20 protein-coding genes are annotated in these 23,992 nt (G+C 39.8%); 18 read left to right on the top strand and 2 right to left on the bottom strand.

Translation table 11 applies throughout. The features are described 5' to 3' along the window. The first annotated feature begins 60 nt into the window (after positions 1 to 60). The 9 genes from B6F02_RS00920 to B6F02_RS00880 all read left to right on the top strand — a co-directional run bounded on the left by B6F02_RS00920 (position 61) and on the right by B6F02_RS00880 (position 11,057). The gene (locus B6F02_RS00920; protein ID WP_080145525.1) at positions 61 to 921 is read left to right on the top strand and encodes a DegV family protein; all 861 of its coding nucleotides are present in this window, start codon (positions 61 to 63) and stop codon (positions 919 to 921) included. Positions 922 to 1,281: 360 nt separating this feature from the next. Continuing rightward, positions 1,282 to 2,394, top strand: a complete 1,113-nt coding sequence (locus B6F02_RS00915) for a DEAD/DEAH box helicase (RefSeq protein ID WP_256864616.1) — start codon at positions 1,282 to 1,284, stop codon at positions 2,392 to 2,394. 101 nt (positions 2,395 to 2,495) lie between these two features. Then, positions 2,496 to 3,089: a ComF family protein gene (locus B6F02_RS00910; protein WP_179128497.1), complete on the top strand. Its 594-nt coding sequence runs from the start codon at positions 2,496 to 2,498 to the stop codon at positions 3,087 to 3,089. A gap of 156 nt (positions 3,090 to 3,245) precedes the next feature. Continuing rightward, a complete protein-coding gene (gene hpf / locus B6F02_RS00905) occupies positions 3,246 to 3,824 on the top strand; it encodes a ribosome hibernation-promoting factor, HPF/YfiA family (protein ID WP_080145522.1) in 579 nt (192 codons plus the stop codon). A 251-nt stretch (positions 3,825 to 4,075) separates the two neighbouring features. Then, positions 4,076 to 6,541 carry a preprotein translocase subunit SecA gene (gene secA, locus B6F02_RS00900; RefSeq protein ID WP_080145521.1) on the top strand — a complete coding sequence of 822 codons (2,466 nt, stop codon included), beginning with the start codon at positions 4,076 to 4,078 and terminating at the stop codon, positions 6,539 to 6,541. Between the two features lie 83 nt (positions 6,542 to 6,624). Continuing rightward, a protein-coding gene (prfB, locus tag B6F02_RS00895) for a peptide chain release factor 2 (protein ID WP_179128496.1) occupies positions 6,625 to 7,735 on the top strand; the annotation gives its coding sequence in 2 pieces (ribosomal slippage) (positions 6,625 to 6,696 and positions 6,698 to 7,735; 1,110 coding nt in all). Positions 7,736 to 8,183: 448 nt separating this feature from the next. Then, entirely contained in the window at positions 8,184 to 8,870 is a 687-nt protein-coding gene (gene ftsE / locus B6F02_RS00890) for a cell division ATP-binding protein FtsE (protein ID WP_080145519.1), read from the top strand. Next, positions 8,860 to 9,747 (top strand): permease-like cell division protein FtsX, encoded by an 888-nt coding sequence (gene ftsX / locus B6F02_RS00885; protein WP_080145518.1) that lies wholly within the window; start codon positions 8,860 to 8,862, stop codon positions 9,745 to 9,747. Before ftsE ends, ftsX begins: the two co-directional genes overlap by 11 nt. A 92-nt stretch (positions 9,748 to 9,839) precedes the next feature. After that, the gene (locus B6F02_RS00880; protein WP_080145517.1) at positions 9,840 to 11,057 is read left to right on the top strand and encodes a C40 family peptidase; all 1,218 of its coding nucleotides are present in this window, start codon (positions 9,840 to 9,842) and stop codon (positions 11,055 to 11,057) included. 156 nt (positions 11,058 to 11,213) lie between these two features. Here the strand turns inward: B6F02_RS00880 and B6F02_RS00875 are convergent, their stop codons facing one another. Further along, a complete protein-coding gene (locus tag B6F02_RS00875; RefSeq protein WP_080145516.1) occupies positions 11,214 to 11,909 on the bottom strand; it encodes an LrgB family protein in 696 nt (231 codons plus the stop codon). Next, complete coding sequence (locus B6F02_RS00870) at positions 11,906 to 12,289, bottom strand: CidA/LrgA family protein (RefSeq protein ID WP_080145515.1); 384 nt, start codon at positions 12,287 to 12,289, stop codon at positions 11,906 to 11,908. Before B6F02_RS00870 ends, B6F02_RS00875 begins: the two co-directional genes overlap by 4 nt. Before the next feature lie 168 nt (positions 12,290 to 12,457). On the opposite strand from B6F02_RS00870, the gene B6F02_RS00865 reads away from it, so the two are divergent. The 9 genes from B6F02_RS00865 (at position 12,458) to hprK (ending at position 23,985) form a co-directional block, all read left to right on the top strand. Continuing rightward, positions 12,458 to 13,657: a PDZ domain-containing protein gene (locus tag B6F02_RS00865; RefSeq protein WP_080145514.1), complete on the top strand. Its 1,200-nt coding sequence runs from the start codon at positions 12,458 to 12,460 to the stop codon at positions 13,655 to 13,657. 70 nt (positions 13,658 to 13,727) lie between these two features. Continuing rightward, entirely contained in the window at positions 13,728 to 14,438 is a 711-nt protein-coding gene (locus B6F02_RS00860; protein ID WP_306293707.1) for a response regulator transcription factor, read from the top strand. Beyond that, a complete protein-coding gene (gene pnpS, locus B6F02_RS00855) occupies positions 14,435 to 16,231 on the top strand; it encodes a two-component system histidine kinase PnpS (RefSeq protein WP_080145512.1) in 1,797 nt (598 codons plus the stop codon). The genes B6F02_RS00860 and pnpS overlap by 4 nt, the downstream gene beginning before the upstream one ends. Positions 16,232 to 16,407: 176 nt before the next feature. Further along, complete coding sequence (locus B6F02_RS00850; protein ID WP_080145511.1) at positions 16,408 to 17,067, top strand: HD domain-containing protein; 660 nt, start codon at positions 16,408 to 16,410, stop codon at positions 17,065 to 17,067. A 156-nt stretch (positions 17,068 to 17,223) separates the two neighbouring features. Continuing rightward, a complete protein-coding gene (uvrA, locus tag B6F02_RS00845) occupies positions 17,224 to 20,079 on the top strand; it encodes an excinuclease ABC subunit UvrA (RefSeq protein WP_080145510.1) in 2,856 nt (951 codons plus the stop codon). Between the two features lie 246 nt (positions 20,080 to 20,325). Then, positions 20,326 to 22,089: a daptomycin-sensing surface protein LiaX gene (gene liaX / locus B6F02_RS00840; protein WP_179128495.1), complete on the top strand. Its 1,764-nt coding sequence runs from the start codon at positions 20,326 to 20,328 to the stop codon at positions 22,087 to 22,089. 24 nt (positions 22,090 to 22,113) lie between these two features. Further along, the gene (locus B6F02_RS00835) at positions 22,114 to 22,425 is read left to right on the top strand and encodes a PspC domain-containing protein (protein ID WP_080145508.1); all 312 of its coding nucleotides are present in this window, start codon (positions 22,114 to 22,116) and stop codon (positions 22,423 to 22,425) included. Between the two features lie 2 nt (positions 22,426 to 22,427). Further along, complete coding sequence (locus B6F02_RS00830) at positions 22,428 to 22,766, top strand: phage holin family protein (protein WP_080145507.1); 339 nt, start codon at positions 22,428 to 22,430, stop codon at positions 22,764 to 22,766. Positions 22,767 to 23,046: 280 nt separating this feature from the next. Beyond that, positions 23,047 to 23,985, top strand: a complete 939-nt coding sequence (gene hprK / locus B6F02_RS00825) for an HPr(Ser) kinase/phosphatase (RefSeq protein ID WP_080145506.1) — start codon at positions 23,047 to 23,049, stop codon at positions 23,983 to 23,985. Positions 23,986 to 23,992 lie beyond the last annotated feature (7 nt).

Genomic DNA, 23,992 nt, shown 5'->3' with positions numbered 1-23,992 from the left:
TTAGATTGCATATGCTAATAATACACGACTGGATACGAATGAAAGAGACGAGGTGAAACAATGAGAATAGCCGTTGTAACAGATAGTACAGCGTATTTATCTCATGAGCAATACGATTCATATAATATTTATTCTGTGCCATTATCCTGTATCGCTCAAGATGAAGTCTATAAGGAAGAAGTAGATATTACTTCAGAAGAATTTTTCATGAAGGTACGAGAAATGGACAAACTGCCTACCAGTTCTCAGCCGACTGTCGGAGACTTTACCGCTCTGTATGAAGAGTTAGGGAAACAGTACGATGCAATTATCAGTATACATTTATCAAGCAAAATTTCTGGAACTTATCAAAACGCAGTGAGTGTGTCAAAAGCTTTTGAACAGGTGGAGATTTACCCGTATGACTCTGAACTTGCAGCTGCTGGACAAGCTTTCCAAGTGATAGAAGCAGCAAGGTTAGCTCAAAAAGGGGCAACAATAGAAGAAATTTTTGACCGACTGGATGAACTTAAAGCCGCAACAGAACTCTATTTTGTGGTTGATGACTTAACGAATCTAGTAAAAGGCGGACGTCTTTCCAGAGCTGCCGGCGGAGTGGCGACACTGTTAAACATCAAACCTGTCTTGACCTTTGAAAATGGATTGATCGTTCCGTTTGATAAAATCAGAACTAAACGAAAAGCTATGCGAAAAATCGAAAGTTTGCTTGAAGCTTCTGTGCAGGCTTCAGAACAGCCGATCCAAGCAACTGTGGTACATGCTTTCAGTGAAGAAGAAGGGCTTGCCTTCAAAGAAAAAATGGAGGAAAAATTCCCGACTGTTACATTTAATCTCAGCTTTTTAGGCCCCGTTATCGGAGTACATACTGGTGAAGGTGCAATTGGGATGACTTGGACAACTAAATATGATGATCTGGCATGATGAATCATGCTGTTCGTTTAAACTAGCGTATGGTTATACGCTAGTTTTTTTAATGAGATTTAAACGATTTAGACAATAGTATAAGTGAGAGCAAACGTTAGAAATGAGTGGATAACAATGACAGCAGCAAAGCAAACTCACTTATATGGAAGAGAAGTCTTACGAAGTGAATTCAGTCAACCAATCATCGATGGGTCAAACCTGCTGAAAACATCGGGTTTTTACATAAAGAATGGTAAAGAAAGATGCCGAAGGTGCAATCATCCGATTGTACCGATTCCTTTTAATCAGTGTACCTGTGATAAAGAGTGCAGTTATTGTACAAATTGTCTCCAGCTCGGAAAAGTCAAAAGCTGCAGTATGTTTTTTCATATACCTGAACCAAACGAGTTCAAAAAAGTCCCTGAGCCAATTCTGCATTGGAAAGGAAAGCTTTCTGCTCAGCAAGAAGCAGCGGCACAGGAGCTGATTCAATCAATCGATCACTGCGAGACCAGATTGTTGTGGGCGGTAGCAGGTGCCGGAAAAACAGAAATGCTTTTTCCCGGAATCGAAAGAGCAATTCGTCAGAATAAAAGAATTTGTTTAGCATCTCCCCGGGTGGATGTATGTCTGGAATTGGCGCCTAGGATACAACAAGCATTTCCAGATGTCCCGATCAGTGTGCTTTATGGAGATATGGAAGAGCCCTACACGTATGCTCAGTTGACCGTTGCAACGACCCATCAGTTATATCGGTTCAAGGAAGCTTTTGATCTGTTGATCATCGATGAGATCGATGCCTTTCCGTACCGAATGGATAAAGCACTTCAGTATGCTGCTGAAAAGTCCCGAAAATCCGTTTCGACATTGATTTTTCTGACAGCTACTCCAGACCAGACCTACCAAAAAAGAATAGAAAAAAAGCAATTAAAAGCCAGTATACTTCCAGCACGCTATCATGGATTTGCACTCCCAGTTCCGAAAAATGTGAGAGAAAAAAACTGGCAAAAAGCATTGCTCCATCATTTCCCTAATACAAAGTTATTTAAACAAATGCAGCAGTTGTTTAAATCTCAGAAAAAGTTTCTATTATTTGCTCCGAATATCGACTGGATGACAGCTTTTTCAGAGGTAATTAAAACACATTTTGAAACGGCACACTTTGAAGCAGTACATTCTCAAGATCCGGAAAGAAAAGCAAAAGTACTGTCTATGCGAAATGAAGAACTGGACTTTCTAGTCTGCACGACGATTCTTGAGAGAGGCGTTACCTTTCCAAACATTGATGTACTGGTCATCGGCTCAGATGATCGTATTTTTACAGAGTCGGCGCTTGTGCAAATTGCGGGACGAGCCGGAAGATCACCTCAGTATCCGACAGGAAATGTTCTCTTTTATCATGATGGATTGACAAAAGAGATAAAAAAAGCGATTCGTCAGATCAAAAAAATGAACGAGATTGCAAAGAAAAGAGGGTTGTTAAATTCTTGAGTGCTTGTATTTGGTGTCAGAAGGAAATTGCGATAAAATTGTCCATAACCGATTTACTAATGTTCAAAAAACTGCAGCCTAGAACCGTCTGCGAGTCCTGCATGAAGCGATTTGAACTGCTGGATTTTTCTTCTGTCTGTCCTGATTGCAGCCGCAGACAAACGTCTTCAGAAGTCTGTTCTGACTGCTTGAAATGGAGAAAGCAGAGTCCAGACTATTTATTTCGTCACCAAGCGATCTTTGCTTATAATGCTTTTGCAAAAGAATGGATGGAACGGTTTAAATTTGATGGAGATATCCGAGTGGCCAGTATGATTGCGCCAACGTTAAAAGAAGCAGTTGAAAAAATAACCAACGTTGAGACAGTCGTTCCGATTCCGATTGCTTCAAGTAGTCTGGCAAAAAGAGGGTTCAATCAGATGGAGATTATGCTGAACTATGCCGGAGTAAAATATAGTACTTTATTAGAGAATCGATCTTCAGGTGAAAATCAGGCCACTAAATCTCGTCTAGAGCGGCTGGCGATGGAGCAGCCTTTCAAGCTTAAAGATGATCATGCAGTTCATTCTATTAAAGGTCAGCGTCTAGTAGTTGTGGATGATGTTTATACAACGGGCCGAACGATACGCTATGCAGCAGAATGTTTAGTAGATGCGGGGGCGGCGAGTGTACAGACAGTCTCGTTATTTCGATAAATTCGAAATGATGAACGTGATACATTGAGAAAGTAACCGTTATCATGTATAATGAAGCTAAGTTAACAAATCAATATAAATGGTTTGTTAGAGAGTTATTGAAGAAAGTATGCTAAAATGACTCAAAGTAAAAAAGTATTGGAAGGGTGAAGCAATATGTTAAAATACAATGTTCGCGGAGAAAACATAGAAGTGACTCAAGCAATCAGAGACTATGTTGAGAAAAAAGTAGGGAAAATCGAAAAATATTTCAAAGATGTGCCGGACGCTCAAGCACATGTCAATTTGAAGACCTACTCTGATAAAACTGCGAAAGTAGAAGTAACGGTTCCACTTCCTTACATCGTTTTACGCGCAGAAGAAACATCACCTGATCTTTATGGAAGTATTGATCTAGTGGTCAGTAAACTAGAGAGACAAATGAGAAAGTACAAAACGAAAGTAAATCGCAAGAACCGCAGATCACAAGGAGTGGACGCACCTCAGCCGACCAACCCTGATTTATGGGCGGACTTGGATCTTGATAATGAAGAGGAGACAACAGAAGACGAAATCGGTGCAGCAATCGTTCGCACAAAACGTTTAAGTCTGAAACCGATGGATGCGGAAGAAGCGATCCTGCAGATGGATATGCTTGGGCATAACTTCTTTGTATTTGAAGATGCGGATACAAATGGTGCAAGTATTGTTTATAAACGTAAAGACGGAAAATATGGATTAATTGAAACAGATTAATCTTTTTAGGATAAGGCGAGCAGCTGACTGCTCGCCTTTTTTCACGTTCTTTTAATCTTGTACAAAATGAAAGTACAAGTATGTATAATAATGAAAAAATGACATTTTTGTAAACACCTGTAAAGCATAGTATCAAGGCTTTTTTTTGAGAATCAATAGTGGTATGATAGTATAGTATGAAAATCGATATCATTGACTTTTGCGATATAACAATTAAAACAGTGAAACGAATAAAGAGGAGATTTGTTTAAATGGCTCATTTATTAAAGAATTTATTCGATAACGACAAAAAAGATCTGCGTCGTTACGGAAAAATTGCCGACCGTATTGAAAGTATGGAAGGAGAGATCGCTGCCTTATCTGATGAGGAGCTGAAAGCACGTACAGAAGAATTTAAATCCCGTTATCAAAATGGTGAAACATTAGAAGACTTAATGCCTGAAGCATTTGCGACGATTCGTGAAGCGGCAAAACGTGTTTTAGGACTATTCCCTTTCCGCGTGCAATTAATGGGAGGGATGTCTCTTCATGAAGGAAATATTTCCGAAATGAAAACTGGTGAAGGGAAGACCTTGACGGCTACAATGCCGGTTTATTTGAACGCGATTTCCGGAGAAGGTGTTCACGTAGTTACGGTCAATGACTACTTGGCAACGCGTGATGCGGAAGAAATGGGCGAGTTGTACCGCTGGATGGGATTAACCGTTGGTTTGAACCTGAACGGCAAAACGTCTAGTGAAAAACGCGAAGCGTACCAATGCGACATTACCTATTCTACAAACAATGAACTAGGGTTTGACTATTTAAGAGATAACATGGTCGTTTATAAAGAGCAAATGGTACAGCGTCCGTTAAATTTTGCGATTTTAGATGAGGTTGACTCGATCTTAGTCGATGAAGCTAGAACGCCGTTGATTATTTCTGGGCAAGCAAATCGTTCCACTTCTTTCTATACACGCTGCGATTTTTTTGTCAAAGGCTTAAAAGAAGAACAAGATTATACAATCGACTTGCAGTCTAAATCGATCTCCTTAACAGAAGAAGGGATTGAGAAAGCAGAGAAAACATTCAGAGTCAACAATTTGTATGATTTAGAAAATCAGTCATTGATCCATCATTTGGACCAAGCATTAAGAGCCAACTTCATTATGCTGCTGGATATTGATTATGTAGTGGATGATGGACAAGTGAAAATTGTAGATCAATTTACAGGACGAATTATGGATGGACGCCGCTACTCTGACGGATTGCACCAAGCGATCGAAGCCAAAGAAGGCGTCGAAATCCAAAAAGAATCTAAGACAATGGCGACCATTACGTTCCAGAACTACTTCCGTATGTACAAAAAACTGTCTGGGATGACAGGTACAGCAAAAACAGAAGAGGAAGAGTTCCGTGAGATCTACAATATGAATGTTATTGCGATCCCAACAAACCGTCCGCTGATTCGTGACGACCGTGATGATCTGCTGTATCCGACATTAGAAGGTAAATTTAATGCTGTAGTAGCAGACATCAAAGAACGCCATGAAAAAGGACAACCGATTCTTGTGGGTACAGTAGCTGTTGAGACATCTGAACATATCAGTAATCTCTTGAAAAAAGAAGGCATTCCGCATGAAGTATTGAATGCGAAAAACCACTTCCGAGAAGCAGAGATCATTGTGAACGCTGGACAGCCGGGAGCGGTAACAATCGCAACAAATATGGCGGGTCGTGGTACAGATATCAAACTTGGACCTGGTGTTAGAGAAATGGGCGGTTTGGCAGTTATTGGTACAGAACGTCATGAATCTAGACGTATTGACAATCAGCTTCGTGGACGTGCTGGACGTCAAGGAGATCCAGGGGTTTCACAATTTTATCTTTCATTAGAAGATAGTTTAATGAAACGTTTTGGATCAGAACGAATCAGAATGGTATTAGAGCAATTGAAGATTGCAGAAGATGACGCAGTGATTCAAAGCCGTATGATCAGCCGTCAAGTTGAGTCTGCTCAGAAACGAGTTGAAGGAAATAACTACGATACTCGTCGTAATGTATTGAAATATGATGATGTCATGCGTGAACAGCGTGAAGTGATTTATGGGCAAAGACAAGAAGTCATTCTTGAAGAAGAATCGTTGAGCTATGTTACTTTACCAATGATTCGCCGTACAATCAAAAACTACGTGGAGTTAAACACACAGCAAGAAGATTCAAGCAAATGGAATCTTGGACATATCATTGAATTTGCCCATACCGTACTTGTACACCCGGATCAGTTATCAGAAGAAGATTTAAAAGGCAAATCAGCTGCTGAAATTGAAAACATGCTGGTTGAACTTGCCAAAAGCAATTACGAAGAAAAAACAGCTCAATTAAACGGTAAAGAACAAGTGCTTGAATTTGAAAAAGTGGTTATCTTGAGAGTTGTAGACCGCAAATGGACTGATCATATAGATCAAATGGATCAATTACGCCAAGGTATTGGGTTGCGCTCTTATGCTCAGTCAAATCCGCTGACAGAATATCAACAAGAAGGATTCACGCTATTTGAAGAAATGATTGGAGAGATCGATTACGAAGTAACTCGATTACTGATGAAATCTCAAATCCGTCAGAACTTGCAGCGTGAACAAGCTTCACCGAGCGGCAGCAGCAAAGATGCAAGCCGCGGAAAAACAAAAAAACCTGTCTTTTCTCATGACGAAGAAACACATACAAGAATGGGGTAGCTTGTATCTAAAAACGTTCTTTCCCTCTTGCGGCAACCAGCTGCAAGAGGGGATTTTTCTACCCATCATTAGGAGGAATTACAATGGAAATCAGTGATATCAGAAATGCTCTGCAAGCAGCACGTTCGAAAGTTTCAGACTTCAGGGGGTCTCTTTGACTTAGAAAAAATGGAAGCCGATATTGCCGAATTTGATGAACAAATGGCTGACCCTTCATTTTGGAACGACCAGCAGAAAGCACAAAAAGTTATTGATGAAGGAAATAGTATAAAAAGCAAGTACAATGCCTTTCAATCTTTAGCGGAACAAGTAGAAGAATACTCAACGATGATTGAAATGCTGGAAGAAGAACAAGATGCTGATATTCGCGCAGAATTAGAAGCGGGGATAGAAAAACTCAATAAAGATACTGAAGAGTTTGAACTGGAAATGCTTTTAAGTGAGCCGTATGACAACAATAATGCTATCCTGGAAATTCATCCTGGTGCTGGTGGAACTGAGTCACAAGACTGGGGAGAAATGCTGTACCGGATGTACACAAGGTGGATGGATAAGAAAGGTTTTTCCACAGAAGTACTGGATTATCAAGACGGAGAAGAAGCTGGAATCAAGAGTGTAACCTTGCTCGTTAAAGGCACGCATGCTTATGGATTATTGAAAGCTGAAAAAGGAGTCCACAGGTTAGTTCGAATCTCTCCATTTGATTCGAGTGGACGTCGACATACTTCCTTTGTATCGATAGATGTTGTACCGGAAGTTAATGAAGATATCGATATTGAAATCAATCCTGATGATATCCGTATAGATACCTACCGAGCTAGCGGGGCTGGCGGACAGCACATCAATAAAACAGAATCTGCCGTTAGAATCACTCATAAAGAAACTGGAATCGTAGCTGCCAGTCAAGCCGGGCGCTCTCAAATCGCCAACAGAGAGCAAGCGATGCAAATGCTGAAAGCAAAATTGTATCAGAAGCAGATAGAAGAAAAAGAACAAGAGATGGCTGCTATCAGAGGCGAACAGAAAGAAATCGGCTGGGGTTCTCAGATCCGATCTTATGTCTTCCACCCTTACTCAATGGTGAAAGACCACAGAACAAACGAAGAAACGGGCAATACAGATGCTGTGATGGATGGCGATTTGGATCCTTTTATCGAAGCTTATCTTCGTTCATTGATTCAGACAAGCGAATAATATGATGAAAAGATTGATTTCGGTATAAGATAATCCGAAGTCAATCTTTTTTATGACTAAAATAGCACTACAATATAAGTGTCAAAATTTGGACATAAATTCATCGATTCTTTTTTAACAGAACTGTAACATTGCGAAATTTGATTATATCCCATTTTACACCTATTAAAACATGTATATATGGTGATTCGATCACTATTTTAAATCTAATTAATTTATAAAGTGGTAGATAATCCACTTTTTTGAAGAGTTGAAAACAAATATTTGTATAATTTCCTACAAGCATGACAATTTGAAATATGTTTGTAATTGGATTAAAACAGACTTATTTTTATGCTCTGATATACTAATACTTGCTTGAAAGAAAGGAGCAGGTCTTTCCTGTTTCTTCATAAGCATGTCTACCAGTCGTCCGAGAAGTAAAATATTTTAGATAGGTGAGTATAACATGATTGAAATGTCTAATGTTTATAAGAAGTATTCAAACGGCATTACGGCAATTAATGGATTAGATGTTCGAATTGAACAGGGAGAATTTGTTTACGTCGTTGGACCCAGTGGTGCTGGGAAATCTACATTCATTAAAATGATTTATAGAGAAGAAGTTCCGACAAAAGGAACGGTCAAGGTTGGAGAGTTTGATCTTGTTAACCTGAAACCTAAAAAAATCCCTTTCTTAAGAAGACACGTCGGAGTCGTCTTCCAAGATTTTAAATTGTTGCCGCGTTTGACAGTATATGAAAATGTTGCTTATGCAATGCAGGTATTGGAAAAAAATCCTAAACAGATTCAAAAGCGTGTACTTGAAGTGCTGGATCTAGTCGGATTAAAACACAAAGTCAGAATGTTTCCGAATGAGTTATCAGGCGGAGAGCAGCAGCGAATCGCCATTGCAAGAGCTATCGCCAACATGCCGCGCGTGTTGATAGCAGATGAGCCGACCGGGAACTTAGACCCGGAGACAGCTTGGGGGATTATGGATTTACTAGAAGAAATCAATAATCAAGGAACAACGATTATCATGGCAACACACAACAGCGAGATTGTAAACCGTGTTAGACACAGAGTTTTAGCAGTTGAAAATGGACGTATTGCCCGCGATCAAGAGGAAGGGGAGTACGGATATGAAGTTTAGAACTGTTAAAAGACATATCGCAGAATCATTTAGAAGCATTATAAGAAATGGCTGGATGACACTGGCAGCTATCAGTGCAGTGGCTGTCACCTTGTTGCTGGTTGGAAGCTTTATCGCTTTGCTGATGAATGTAAACAAACTAGCTTCAGATATTGAGAATGATGTAAGTATTCGAGTGCATGTCGATCTGGCAGCTGAAGAAGCTGACCGAGAAGCACTGCAAGAGAGTCTTGAAGGATTGGAAAATGTCGAATCAGTAGAGTTTTCTAGTCGGGAAGAAGAATTAGATAACGTAATTGGCAGTTACGGTGATGCATTCGGACTGTTCGATGGAGACAATAACCCGCTTTATGATGTATTCGTAGTCAATACTACGACTCCTGAACAGACAGCAGAAGTAGCACAGCAGGCAGAAACACTTGATTATGTCGCTGAAGTCAATTACGGCGGTTCTGATGCTGACAGACTGTTTAAAGTCATGGGTACAGTTAGAAACGTTGGAGTCGTCATCATCGTCGCATTAGTCTTTACAGCAGTTTTCCTGATTGCCAATACGATCAGAATCACTATCTTCTCCAGAAGAACAGAAATCGAGATTATGAAACTCGTTGGAGCTACAAACTGGTTTATCAGATGGCCGTTCTTAATTGAAGGAGCACTGATTGGGCTAATCGGAGCATTGATTCCTGTATCAATCATCTCTTATGTTTATCTGAGAGGGTTTGACACAATCATGAACTATCTTTCAGGAACATACTTTGCGTTATTGCCGCCTAATCCCTTCCTGATCCTGCTTGTCGCAGCATTGTTAAGCATTGGTGTGATCATCGGAAGTCTTGGTTCAGCAATGTCTATCAGAAAATTCTTAAAAGTTTAAAGCAATTCTTCAGCATTGCGAGTGCAACCGTACTTGCCTTGCTGAACTTACATAGTAAAAACATACTTTAATAGAGAAAGAGGAAACCGACCGTGAACAAGAAATCAATCTTAAAACTAGCATTAGCATCAACAATAGGATTCAGCTACTTAGCAGCACCTGCTGTTACTGCATTTGCAGCTCCTGAAAATGAATCAGAGTTCAACCAGAAACTAGAAGAGCTTTCAAGCAGCCAAAGTGAAGCTGAAAAAGAATTATCTACTGTAACAGCTGAGATCGAAAGCAAAGAAAAAGAAATGAATACGTTAGTTGAAGAGATGGAATTGACCAACAAAGAATTGACTCAACTACAAGAAGAAATTGAACAGTTAAACCAGGTTATTGAAGAACGTGAAGCACAGCTTGAAAAGCAAGCGCGTGCTGTTCAAGTAACAGGAGACTCTGGATCTGTTGTCAGCTTTTTGATGGAATCAGAATCTTTATCAGACATTATTGGAAGAATTGATGTTGTTAATACCATGGTGACTGCAAATCAAGATTTGATCCAACAACAAATCGATGATAAAGAACTTGTTGTAGAAAAAGAAAAAGAAACATTGGCAAAACAAGAAGAGCAAACATTGCGTGCTGCTAAAATGGAAAGCCAAAAATCTGCGCTTGAAGAAGAACAAGCAAATCAAGAACGCTTAGTAGCTTCAATTGCTGCTGAACGTGCAGAGGTAACGGAAGAAAAAGAAGCTTTCTTGGCTGAACAAAAAGCTGCTGAAGCGCGTATTCAAGAAATCCAGTCAGCTAGAACAGCTGCCTCACAAACCAGCACAATTACTGTAGAAGATGAATCAGAAGAAGCCGCGGTTACAACTTCATCTAGTTCTTCAGAAGATACGGTTACAACTTCATCTAGTTCTTCGAAGTCTTCAGAATCTTCAAATGCTTCTGTACCAGCTGCAACAAATGGAGGATCTATTACAAGTATTGCCTACAATTATACTGGGGTTCCTTACTCTTACGGTGGCGGATCGCCAGCAGGGTTTGATTGTTCAGGATTTGTTCAATATGTATTCCGTCAAGCAGGCCGCAGCATTACAAGAACGGCTGCTGGACAGTACAGCTCTACAACAAGAATTTCTCAATCACAAGCACAACCTGGAGACTTGATCTTCTTTAACCAGTCTGGCTCTATTGATCACGTTGGGATCTACCTAGGCGGCGGAAGATTTATCGGTGCACAAACATCTACTGGAGTAGCCGTTGCTAGTTTCACTTCAGGATACTGGTCTAGATATGTTGCAGGATTCGGTCGTCCTTAAGCAACATTATCTGATCTTTTAATCATAAAAAACAACTCTTTCATCTATAAAAAAGGTTAAAAAGGTTAGCCGAATTCAGTGATCCACTGTCTTCTGGCTAACCTTTTTTGGTCAGATTTTATATGGAGTTTGTTTTAAATGTTCCTCAATAGGTTTTTATTGAATGATCAGACTGGCTATGGATGTTAATAGCACGAAGGAAATACCCGTCAATATAATAGAAATACCAGATACAGCTCCATGAACGTCGCCTAGTTGAATGGCTTTTGAAGTACCCATAGCATGGGCACCGCTTCCTAGTGCTGCACCTTGTGCAATCGGGTCATGGATACGGGCGACTTTGAACAGAAATGGGCCGATCAATGAGCCGAGTATTCCGGTAATCACGACTAAGGTAACGGTCAGAGCTTCTATCCCACCTAGTGAATCTGATACACTTAGAGCAATGGCAGTGGTAATACTTTTTGAAAAGAAAGAAGCAAATATTTGCTGATCAAGAGAAAATAGAGCAACAAATCCCAGAACAATGAGTGTATGCACAATAGTTCCGATCCCGATCCCTAACAATATAGAGGGGTAATATTCCTTCAAGTAACGATAGTTTTTTTCTAGAATAATGGCGAGAGAGACGGTTGCTGGTGTAATCAGCATATGCACAATATCTCCGCCTAACTGGAAAGTCGTATATTTTACATCAAATATCATCAACAGGAAAATGATACTGAAAATTGAAAATACTAAAGGTGCAAATAACGGGATGGGCCATTTTTTGTGCAGAACATTGCCCAGAGCATAGGTACTAATAATCAAAAATAGTCCAAACATAGGGGTTTCTGTAATGATTTCTTTCATTCGTATATCTCCGCTTCTCTCTCATTAAATTTCTGTCCTCTAAGTTGTTTGAACTTTTGGACTGCTTTGCCTACAGAGATGATTACAAAAGAAGTAGATAAGATACAAATGATAATGATTTGCCACCAGATAGATACAAGTAAATCGAGATAAACCATTAATCCTACGCCTGCCGGAACAAATAAGATGGCCATATTTTGTGTTAGCCATGTCCCGACTTGTTCTACTTTCTCCATTTTCAGCCAATCAAAGTGCAGGGCTGAAAAAAGTAAAAGCATACCGATTACGCTGCCGGGAATAGGCAAGGGTAAAAAAAGAGAAATCAGTTCTCCGATTAAAGAAAAGAACAGGATCCATCCAAACTGCTGCAGTAAATTCATAAGGAACTCCTTTATTCAAAAATAATGTGTTTATCCTAATAGTATAGCATATAGTTAAATTATCAAAAAGCGGATCTAAATAAAGTGCTCCAACCGTAAACCAATGCATACCTTTATCTAAAGATATGTTAAAATAATAAAGAAAGCTAAAGAGAAAGGTGTAGAGAAATGAATATAATACAAAATTTACTGCTTGCAATAGGCCTCTTTTTTATTCAACCGTTATTTTTACTAGGTGTTGCATTAGTTTTTATTTCCAGAAGCAGAAGAATCAGCTATGACCGTAAACAATTACGAGCAACGATTTATAAAGACCATTTTGAAGTAAAACGATTTTTCATCTGGGGGTTGCTTCCCGGTCTGCTGATTTCATTGTTGACGGTTTTGATTGGAATGCCGATTACCCTAGACTGGATCATTTTGTATCAAGTCGTAACGATCGTATCTTTAGGAATGGGCTACCGGTTTATCCATCCCATTTTCACTTTTTCAGTAACGAGTCTGCTCTTACTGGGGCTTGCACTATTAAACGTTGATGTTACACAATGGATTCCGCAATCTGCAGCTTGGTACGGTCCGTTGACTGAGGGAACAGAAACGGCGTTTGAACTTTCTCAAGTAACCTTTATATTAGCACTGCTCCTTTTACTTAGTACCGTTTTGGTTTTGCATACAGGAGACATGGCGAGATTCATTCCAAGGTTCTTAGCTACTAAACGCGGCAAACTGGTTGCCAAGTATCGCATGACGCCTTTCTGGCTGGTCCCGCTGCTGTTGATTATTCCCGGAGAGGGGTTCAGACCATTTTTTGACTGGTGGCCTGTTTTTACATTTGGGAATCAGACGTATTCTTTCTTCTTACTCCCTGTTCTTATCGGGCTGAGATACACTGTTCAGGCTCAAATGCCTAGTGAAGCAAAAGATAGAATCATCAGGGACTTTATGGCTCTTTCTATCGTAAGTATACTGTTATTTGCGTTATCATTCTGGATCCAAGAAATCGCAGCAGCAGGATTGGTCGTATTTGTCGCTGGCGGATTTGCTGTACTTTATCGACACAGAAAACGAGAGCAAAAATGGAGTTTTCGATTTGGTCCCGCTGAACAAGGATTAAAAATTGTGGCGGTTCGTCCCAATAGTCCCGCAGAAAAAATGGGATTGGATATCGGAGATGCTATTTTGGAATGTAATCAAAAAACGATCCAGACAATCGATGACTATAATGAAGCACTTTTTTCTAATCGCGCCTATTGCCACTTAAGAGTTAAGCGAATTGATGGAGAGATTATTCTGGCTGAAACGGCTATTTATGATGACGATCCGCATGATTTAGGATTGATTACACTAGAAGAAATCAAAGTCGTTTAAAAAACGAAGATGAACAAAGGTTAGTAGTAAAAAGATGCGGGTTTATGTGAAAGGATTGAAGACGAACATGTTGAAAAAAGTGTTAATCGTTGAAGATGAGCAATCGATCATCAAGTTGTTGACTTATAACCTGGAAAAAGAAGGCTATCAGGTAACTGCATCTATGGATGGAGAAGAAGGATATGAAATGGCTAGCTCAGGTTCGTATGACCTGATCATTTTAGACTTGATGCTGCCATCTAAAGACGGAATCGATATCTGTAAAGGCTTGAGACAAGAAAAAGTCGATACTCCTATCATCATGCTGACCGCTAAGGATTCTGAGATCGACAAAATTATTGGTCTGGAAATCGGCGCAGATGATTATATGACTAAGCCGTTCAGCCCAAGAGAAGTATTGGCACGCATGAAAGCTATTTTCAGAAGATATGAAAAAATGAATGATCTGGAAACAGAGCCGACGGAAAATATTGAAAAATCGATCATAATAAAAGATGTAGAGATTTTCCCTGAACAATATGAAGTACGGGTAAAAGGCGATCTAATCGAATGTACACCTAAAGAATTCGATTTACTGCTGTATATGGCTCGACGTCAGAATCGTATTTTAAGCAGAGAACAGTTGCTGAATGCGATCTGGGACTATGATTTTGCAGGCGAGACAAGAATTGTAGATGTTCATATTAGTCATTTAAGAGAAAAAATTGAAGAAGATACTAAAAATCCTCAATATATCAAAACAGCTAGAGGATTCGGATATAAGTTAGAGGAGCCGAAATGAGACAATTGAGAGGGAGGATACTACTCTTTTTCCTGATCCTGTTTGGTGCATTTTCTATTATATTTTTCTATATTTCTTCAAATGTCTTTACCGATCAAGGGTTGAATCAGCAAGCCAGTGGATTGGAAGCACAGTTGAGAACCCTGCAGAGTCAGTTGGATGGAACGATCTCGGATTCTACGGAACTTCCAGAACTGATTAATGATCTTAAAAGAGCAGAAGCCGTCATTTCAGAAAGAATTACACTCATCAGTTTAACAGGTGATGTCATTTATGATACACACGTAGATCAGTCAGAACTTGAAAATCACTTGAACCGTCCTGAAATTCAAGCGGTACTCTCAGGAGAAGATCTCGGTACATATGACCGGATCAGCAGCAGTACTGATGATTTTAGATACTATGCTGCCGTTCCATTATCGAATGCGGATGGAGAGCGCATCGGGATCCTGAGACTTTCTAAGCGCGTAGAAGAAATGGTGGGATTTTCTGATGAACTTGTGAGATATTTTCTGTTGTTCATCACGATATCTTTACTATTAACGATTTTGTTTACTTTTTACTGGACGAAAAGAATTGGTGACCCAATCGAAGAAATCAAACATGTGGCTAAGAAACTTTCTCATCGGAAATATGATGCGAGGTATCAGTCAACATCCTACCGTGAAATTGATAGTCTTGGAGGAACGATTAATAACCTAGCAGGAAATTTGCAAGGGCAGATGCAGGAAATTGCCCAGAATGACAAGCGGATGCGAGAATTAATCAATCATTTGGTTATTGGTGTCCTGCTGCTGGACGAAAACCGCCAGATCACCATGGTCAATCCGGTGATGAATGAGATATTGGGTGAGAATCTCTATGGAAAAATCGGCCACTCTTATTTAGAGGTATTCAAGAGTTACGGATTAAATCAGTTGATTGAAGCTGCCTATGAGGGAAATGAACTTCAGAATCGTGAAGTTTCTCTGCTGCTCCAAGATGAGAAGATTGTGGATGCAAATATTGTTCCGATTCCAGGACGATTACAGAACACAACAAACTATATTGTCTTGTTATATGACATCACGGAGATCAGAAGGCTGGAAAAAGTCAGAACTGACTTTGTTGCAAATGCCTCACATGAATTAAGGACACCTATTACTGCTCTGAAAGGATTCAGCGAGACCTTGCTTGATGGAGCACTAGAGGACCGTGAAGTGCTGATTGAATTTCTGGAGATCATGCTGAAAGAAAGCAGCAGACTGGACTTGATGGTTCAAGACATTCTGCAATTATCCAAATTAGAGCAAAAGCAGATTCGCTTGAATGTTGAATCGATAAAAGCTGGAGCTGTTGCACGAGAAGTTTTCCAGATTCTGCAGCAGAAGGCTGAATTGAAAAAAATTGATTTAATGCTGATAGATGAAGAGGATGTCTCTTTAGAAGTAGATCATGATCAGCTGAAGCAAATAGTATTGAATCTGGTAGGAAATGCCGTTTCTTATACACCAGAAAAAGGCACAGTACGAGTGGAAATCTCCTATCAGGAGCAAGAAGCTGTCATTAAAGTGATTGATAATGGCATTGGTATTCCTCCTGAAGAACAATCAAGAGTATTCGAACGATTCTATAGAGTGGATAAAGCACGAAGCCGAAATGCCGGCGGTACAGGCTTAGGATTGTCGATCGTTAAATATCTTGTTGATAACCTAAATGGATATATCGAATTGAATAGTCAGGTAGGAAAGGGAACGACATTTGAAGTTCATCTTCCTTTAGAATTTAAAAACAAATTTATGCCACCTAACTAATCGATCAAGAACGTCAGCCCTTTCAAAAGGCTGGCGTTTTTTGCCGAATCGGAATCGTTGCGAACAATGAATATCAAGAATACAATTAAGTAAGAAGTTGCATTTATTGCAAGAAGCTGATAATATAGTAAAAATTTATCATTACGGATAGATATGACCAATGAAGGAGTGAGAATATGGGTATGCACGAATATTTTAAAAGTCTGAGCGACTTGGAAAAGATCAATCGATGTCCCGGAAAGTTCAAGTATGAGGAACATTCAGTAGCGGCGCATTCATTTAAAGTGACACAAATTGCTCAATTTTTAGGCACCGTAGAAGAACAGGACGGTAATGCTGTAGACTGGCGCTCTTTGTATGAAAAAGCATTGAACCATGATTATACAGAAATCTTTATCGGCGATATCAAAACGCCTGTCAAATACGCTGACCCTTATTTACGAGAACGACTAGCGACAGTAGAAGAATCAATGGCTCATCACTTTATTCAGCAGGAAATTCCTGAACCATTCCAAGACATATATCAAGAACGATTCAAAGAGGGAAAGGACGATTCGCTCGAAGGAAAGATTCTTTCGGTAGCCGATAAAGTTGATCTGCTGTACGAGTCTTTTGGAGAAATTCAAAAAGGCAACCCTGAACCGCTATTTACAGAAATCTATAAAGAGTCTTTAGGTACCATTTTAGAATTCCAGTCATTATCTTGTGTACAGTACTTTTTGAAAGAAATATTACCGGACTTGATCAGAGGTGAATTCACTAATCAGGCAGAACTGGAAAGAATTACCAGTCAGTTGCTCAGCGAACGAAATACAGAACAAACATTCGCAAAATAGAAAATGATATGTTATAATACAGGATAGGGAAGAGGTAAGGGAATGATTCACTTACCTCTTCGTTGTGCTAAAAATCATTTAAATTAAATCAATAATCAACTAAAAAACAGATTGAAAATGCAAGGCTAGAATTTAGTAAAGGGAATGATCAAATTAATGGGTAACGACAAAATTGAAGTTCGCGGTGCTCGCTCTCACAATCTTAAAGATATCGATGTGACGATTCCGCGTGATAAATTCGTTGTAATGACTGGCCTTTCCGGTTCTGGTAAAAGCTCTCTGGCGTTTGATACGCTATATGCTGAAGGACAGAGAAGATATGTAGAGTCGCTTTCTGCCTATGCCAGACAGTTTTTAGGACAAATGGATAAACCAGATGTGGACAGTATTGATGGTTTAAGTCCGGCGATCTCTATTGATCAGAAAACGACCAGCAATAATCCGCGGTCTACAGTTGGAACAGCTACTGAGATCAATGACTATATGCGTTTGATGTATGCCCGAATCGGTACGCCGATCTGTCCTAATGACGGAACTGAGATTTCTAGTCAGTCTGTTGATCAAATGGTCGACAGCATCATGGAAAACCCAGAAAAAACTAGAATCCAAATTTTAGCACCGATCGTAAAAGAGAAAAAAGGCCAACATAAAAAAATCCTAGATAAAATCAAAGCTGAAGGATATGTCAGATTGAGAATCGATGGTGAGATGGCTGATATCGGTGACCAAATCGAGCTGGATAAAAATAAAAAACATACTATTGATGTGGTAGTCGATCGAATCGTAATCAAAGATGGAATTCGTTCTCGTTTATTTGAATCAGTCGAGTCAGCTTTACGCCTTGCAGATGGATTTGTAATAGCTGATATTATCGGAGAGCGGGAAGATTTGTTCAGCGAGCACTATGCTTGTCCGCATTGCGGTTTTACCTTACCAAAGATAGAACCGCGTTTATTTTCTTTCAACGCACCTTTTGGAGCCTGTGAAGCTTGTGACGGACTGGGAACAAACCTTGAAGTTGACCAGGAACTGGTCGTACCGGATCAGTCACTGTCTATTGATGATGGTGCAATTATTCCTTGGAATCCGATCAGCTCAAATTATTATCCGCAAATGCTGTCGCAAGCTTGCGAGACGTTTGGCATACCAACGGATATTCCGTTTAAAGATCTGACTGATGAACAAAAAGAGATTGTCATGAATGGTTCGAAAGACAGAAAATTCCATTTCCATTACAAAAATGACTTCGGCAGTGTAAGAGATACCATGATTCCTTTTGAAGGGATTTTGCCGAATATCGCAAGACGATACAAAGAGACAAACAGTGATTTTACCCGAAATCAGATGCTTCAGTATATGACAGAGCTTAAATGTCCTGTGTGTAAAGGGAAACGATTGAATCGTCAAGCTTTGTCTGTCAAAGTTCTGGGCAAAGATATTGGTGAAGTCAGCGATTTTTCTATTGAAGAAGCGCATGCTTTCTTTGAAAAGATGGATCTTTCACAACGGAATACGACAATTGCGTTGCCGATTCAAAAAGAAATTCTCGATCGATTGAGCTTTTTGAAAAATGTTGGCTTGGACTATCTGACAATGAGCCGAAAAGCAGGAACCCTTTCAGGTGGAGAAGCTCAGCGTATTCGTTTAGCGACGCAGATCGGTTCTAATTTATCTGGAGTATTGTATATCCTGGATGAACCTTCAATCGGGCTTCATCAGCGAGATAATAATCGTTTGATCGATTCACTGAAGAATATGAGAGATTTAGGTAATACACTGATTGTCGTAGAACATGATGAAGATACTATGCGTGCAGCTGATTATCTAATCGATATGGGGCCAGGGGCAGGCGAGCGCGGCGGACAGATTGTTGCCAGCGGAACACCTGATGAAGTTGAAAGCAACCCGGATTCCCTGACCGGTGCTTATCTATCAGGAGAAAAATTCATCCCTGTTCCAGAAGTACGCCGTACAGAAGATTTAGGATCCATCGAAGTAAAAGGGGCGCGTGAGAACAATTTGAAAAATGTGGATGTCTCATTCCCGCTGGGTCGATTTACTGCAGTCACTGGAGTATCAGGATCAGGCAAGAGTTCTCTTGTGAATGGTATCTTGAAAAAAGCTTTAGCTAGAGAAGTCGGACGTTCAAAAGCGAAACCCGGTCTGCATAAGAGTGTGACAGGTTATGAAAATATTGAAAAAATCATCGATATCGATCAAAGTCCGATCGGCAGAACGCCTCGAAGCAATCCAGCGACTTATACAAGTGTTTTTGATGATATCAGAGATTTATTTGCAAAAACTAATGAAGCCAAAATGCGCGGTTATCAAAAAGGACGCTTTAGTTTTAATGTCAAAGGTGGACGCTGCGAAGCGTGTAAAGGTGACGGAATCATTAAAATCGAGATGCACTTTCTGCCTGATGTGTATGTTCCCTGTGAAGTTTGTCACGGAACACGCTATAACTCAGAAACCTTGGAAGTTCGATATAAAGGCAAAAATATCGCTGAAGTTCTTGAAATGACTATCGAAGATGCTGTCGAATTCTTTGAGAATGTACCGAAGATCGCACGCAAGCTTCAAACGATCATTGATGTCGGATTGGGCTATATGACGTTAGGACAGCCGGCTACAACCTTGTCCGGAGGAGAAGCTCAGCGGATGAAACTAGCGAGTGAACTGCATAAGAGACAGAATGGGCACAACTTCTATATTCTGGATGAGCCGACAACAGGGTTGCACGCAGATGACATTTCTAGATTGCTGGTCGTTTTAGAACGATTGGTAGAAGCTGGAAATACTGTGTTAGTGATCGAACACAACCTGGATGTAATCAAGGTTGCTGATTATGTGATTGACCTTGGACCGGAAGGCGGTGCTGGCGGAGGAACGATCTTGGCGACTGGGACACCGGAAGATATAGCCGAAGTCGAGGGAAGCCATACTGGCCGCTTTTTGAAAGAAGTCCTAGAAAAAGAAGCCAAACGGAAATCAAAAGTCGGAAGTAAGTAAACCATTCAGATCCTTCAGCATTTCATCGTGTTGAAGGATCTTTGTCGTTTGTTTTTTTGATTGATTCTCAAATATCAGTCGCAAGTCCTATGACATTTGAACTCATCTGTTGCATACTATGTGTAAGGGTAGAAAACATCTTTTCTATTCTAAAGATTGATTTTCAGCAAGATTGAAAAGAGTAGATAAGCATAACTTAAAAATTGTTGCAGACATAAGAGGGAAGAATGAATGGGAGGAAGAAACATGCAAGAGAGAGAACGTATTTTAGAACTAGTCAAAAACGGTGTGATTTCAACTCAAGAAGGGTTGGACTTGCTGGAGTCGCTAGTGAAAAAAGAAGATAAGAAGCAAGAAAACAAAGATTTTAACGAACCAGATCCTGTTCAACCAGTATCTGAAGAACCAGTTGAAGATTCAGTAGAATCAGAAACAGTTGAGACAACAGAAACAAATGATAATACAGAAACATCTACAGAAGAAACCGAAACGAAAAAAGCTTCTGAGAACGAGCAAGAGTTGGAACGCCTAGCAACAGAAATCAACCAGCATTCAGCAAAATTAGATCAAGTGAATAGCGAACTGACAAAAGCAAAATCAGCTTTAGATCATGAAAAAGCGGAACTAGATCACCTTAAAGCGGATCAGGAAAATCGTAAAAATGAAGAAACAGCTGCTTTACAGACATCAATAGCCAATTTGAAAAAAGAATTGTCTTTGGTTCAAAAAATCAATGAACTGGATAATACAGCTGAAGTAGCAGAATTAAAAGCTGACCTGGCCAAAACAGAAGCTGAGTTAGAAGCTGTCAAAGCTGAAACTGAGCCGGATGTTGAAATGGAAATCTCAGAGCGGGAACAAACTGTAAAAAGACTGTCTGATAAAGTAGAGAAGATTCAAGATGAAAAAAATGAAGTCATGAAAAAGCTGCATGCAACAAAAATGAAACAATGGACGACCAAAGCTAAACAGGTTTCCGAAAGATTAGAAATTCCTGAAAACTGGCGCGATGAAGCGACTGAAACGATTTCTAAAGCGGGTAAACAAATTGAAGTGAGCGGCAAAGAGCTCGGAAAATTCATTCGCGAATCAGTCTCTTCTTCAATGAACAGCAATGCTGCAAAATCAGTCAAAGGCTCCATTAATTCAGCATTTGAAAACTTCGACTGGAAAGACATGAATATACGCGTACCAAAACTGGTCTCTACCACACTTGATCACGAGTGGACTTTTGAGAATACGACTGCTAGTATTTTAGATTTCAAACTAGCAAACGGTAAACTGAAATTAGTATCCAGCGAAGATGATACGATTAAAATCTCTGCAAAAATCAAACTCTATGGTAAAATAGACTCAGAAACACCTTTAAAAGCTTTTGAAGAACGCAGCACAATTGAGATCGATGATGATAAATTTGTTTTCCATGTTCCGAATAAACGAGTAGAAGCAAACGTCACGATGGCACTACCTAAAAGAGTTTATGATTACACTGCTATTAAGTTGCTGAACGGCGATGTAGTGTTCGAATCATTCTCTGGAAAAGATCTATTTGTCAAATCTACAAATGGTGATATGACATTCAAAAACACAGAAGCTGTTATGCTTGAGATCAAAGGAACGAATGGCGATATTCAAGTTAAACAGTCCGATATTCGTGATTTTCTGGTCAGTACAGTAAATGGAGATGTTCTTTATAACGGCTCACCGTTGAGTGCAGACGTTTCTACAACAAATGGCGACATCAAGCTGACGCTGACGGGTAAAGAGATGACACGTATCAAAGCAGGGTCTGTAAATGGAGATGTCAAAATTGCGATTCCTTTTGAAACGGATGTTGAAGGAGAAGCTAAGACAGTTTTCGGAAAAGTGAAGAGCAGATTGAGCGAGTTAGATATCCAGACTCAAAAAGACACGAAACTTAAATTTAAACGTATTCGTGAAGGACAAGTGCTGCAACTGGAAGCACATACGACTTCAGGAAATGTGCTTTTAAAAGACTCTAATCAATAATTTCATAAAGGAAGGAAAGTTATAATGGGACATTTAAGAAAATCAAAAGATAATGCCGTTATCTTCGGTGTTTTAGGAGGATTAGGCGAATATTTCAATATCGATCCTGTCTTATTGCGCGTCATAGTGGTCGTGGCAACTTTTGTAGGAGTAGGAGCGACCGTTCCGATTTATTTAATATTAGCGTTGATTTTACCAGAGGGCAGTTCAAGTAAAAGAAATCCTCGCAGAACATCCTCTGATCGTTCGAGCAGCTTCTCGAATAGAGGCCCTCAACCGAAACAACAGAGAAAAGAAGCTGAAAAGGTAGATGAGGACGACTGGAGTGACTTTTAAGCATGAAATGGTGGCAAAAAATCTTAGCTAATACAATTATATTCTTATCTTTAGCCGGATTTCTGGAAGGATTTATTATTGAGACTTGGCTGACAGCGTTAGTTGCGGCAATCGTTTTTGCTGGACTGAATCTGTTTGTTAAACCCATTTTAGTCCTTTTATCCTTACCCATCACGTTCTTGACGTTAGGACTGTTTTATTTCGTCATAAACGGTTTAATGCTCTGGTTGACAGCTGCCTTAGTGAGCGGCTTCGCCTTCAGTTCATTCTGGCTGGCACTGCTCGTTGCGCTCATTGTTTCTGCGCTAAACGCATTCTTGAGCAGTGGATTCGAAAATTAGTAAAAAGCAGAATAATCGTTATGCTCCATCGATTGACGGATCTTCCGTTTTTCGGTGGAGTTTTTTATTATTGTAAATTCAGTTTAAATTAGATTAAGGGCAATGATATCCACTATAAAGACGTATTCAATTATGATATGATGTAAGTGCTTATTCATTTTTAGATAAGGCTAAGTATTTTACGAAGGCTTTCCAGATTAGAAGGCAATCACAGCAGTGCAGCAGTGCAGTGAAAGAACAGCGTGAATCATAAAGTAAAAGATTAGCGAAGGAGATTAACATGACCAATAAAGTAACTGTTAAGGAACTTGTTGAAGCAATGAATGACATTGAAGTCATTACTGGAGAAGATCATCTAGACCGTCATATTACGATCAGTGACTTATCCCGACCTGCTTTAGAGTTGACGGGCTATTTCAGCTTTTATCCGCAAAACCGAGTTCAATTATTAGGCAGAACTGAATTATCATTTGTAAAACGAATGACCAGTGATGAACGGTATATTATTATGAAACGGATGTGTCAGGCAGATACACCGGCTTTTCTGATTTCTAGAAATCAGGAACCGCCAAAAGAGCTGATCAAAGCAGCTTCTGAAAAAGGCGTTCCCGTGTTGGTTTCTTCTAGACCTACAACCAGATTATCTTCAAATGTAACGAATTTCTTGGAGGAAAGATTAGCAGAACGCATTTCTCAACATGGTGTGCTGGTCGATATTTATGGGATGGGTGTTTTGATTATCGGAGATTCAGGGATTGGAAAATCAGAAACTGCCCTGGAATTGATCCAGCGAGGACATCGATTAGTAGCAGATGATCGCGTAGAGTTGTACATGATGGATGAGCATCGAATTATTGGTGAGCCGCCTGAAATTTTACGCCATTTAATAGAAATTAGAGGGATTGGCGTGATCGATGTAGTCAACCTCTTCGGAGTCGGAGCTATCCGCACAAGTAAAACAGTGGACCTCGTTATGAATCTGGAACATTGGGACCGCAACCGTGAGTATGATCGTTTAGGAAATAACCTGGAAAAAATGCGCTTTTTCAATGTAGATGTGCCTAAACTCTCTATTCCGGTGCGAGTAGGACGCAACTTGTCCATTATTATTGAAATCGCCGCAATGAATATACGCGCGAAAGAAATGGGTTACGACGCTACAGAAACCTTTGAACAGAATCTAAATCAGTTGATCAAAAGGAACTCTCAAGAGTTATAGTATGGAG

The sequence above is a fragment of the Marinilactibacillus piezotolerans genome (assembly GCF_900169305.1).
GTDB lineage: Bacteria > Bacillota > Bacilli > Lactobacillales > Carnobacteriaceae_A > Marinilactibacillus > Marinilactibacillus piezotolerans_A.
The sequence above is the reverse complement of the archived record's forward strand: the minus strand, read 5'-3'. Positions and strand labels throughout refer to the sequence as shown.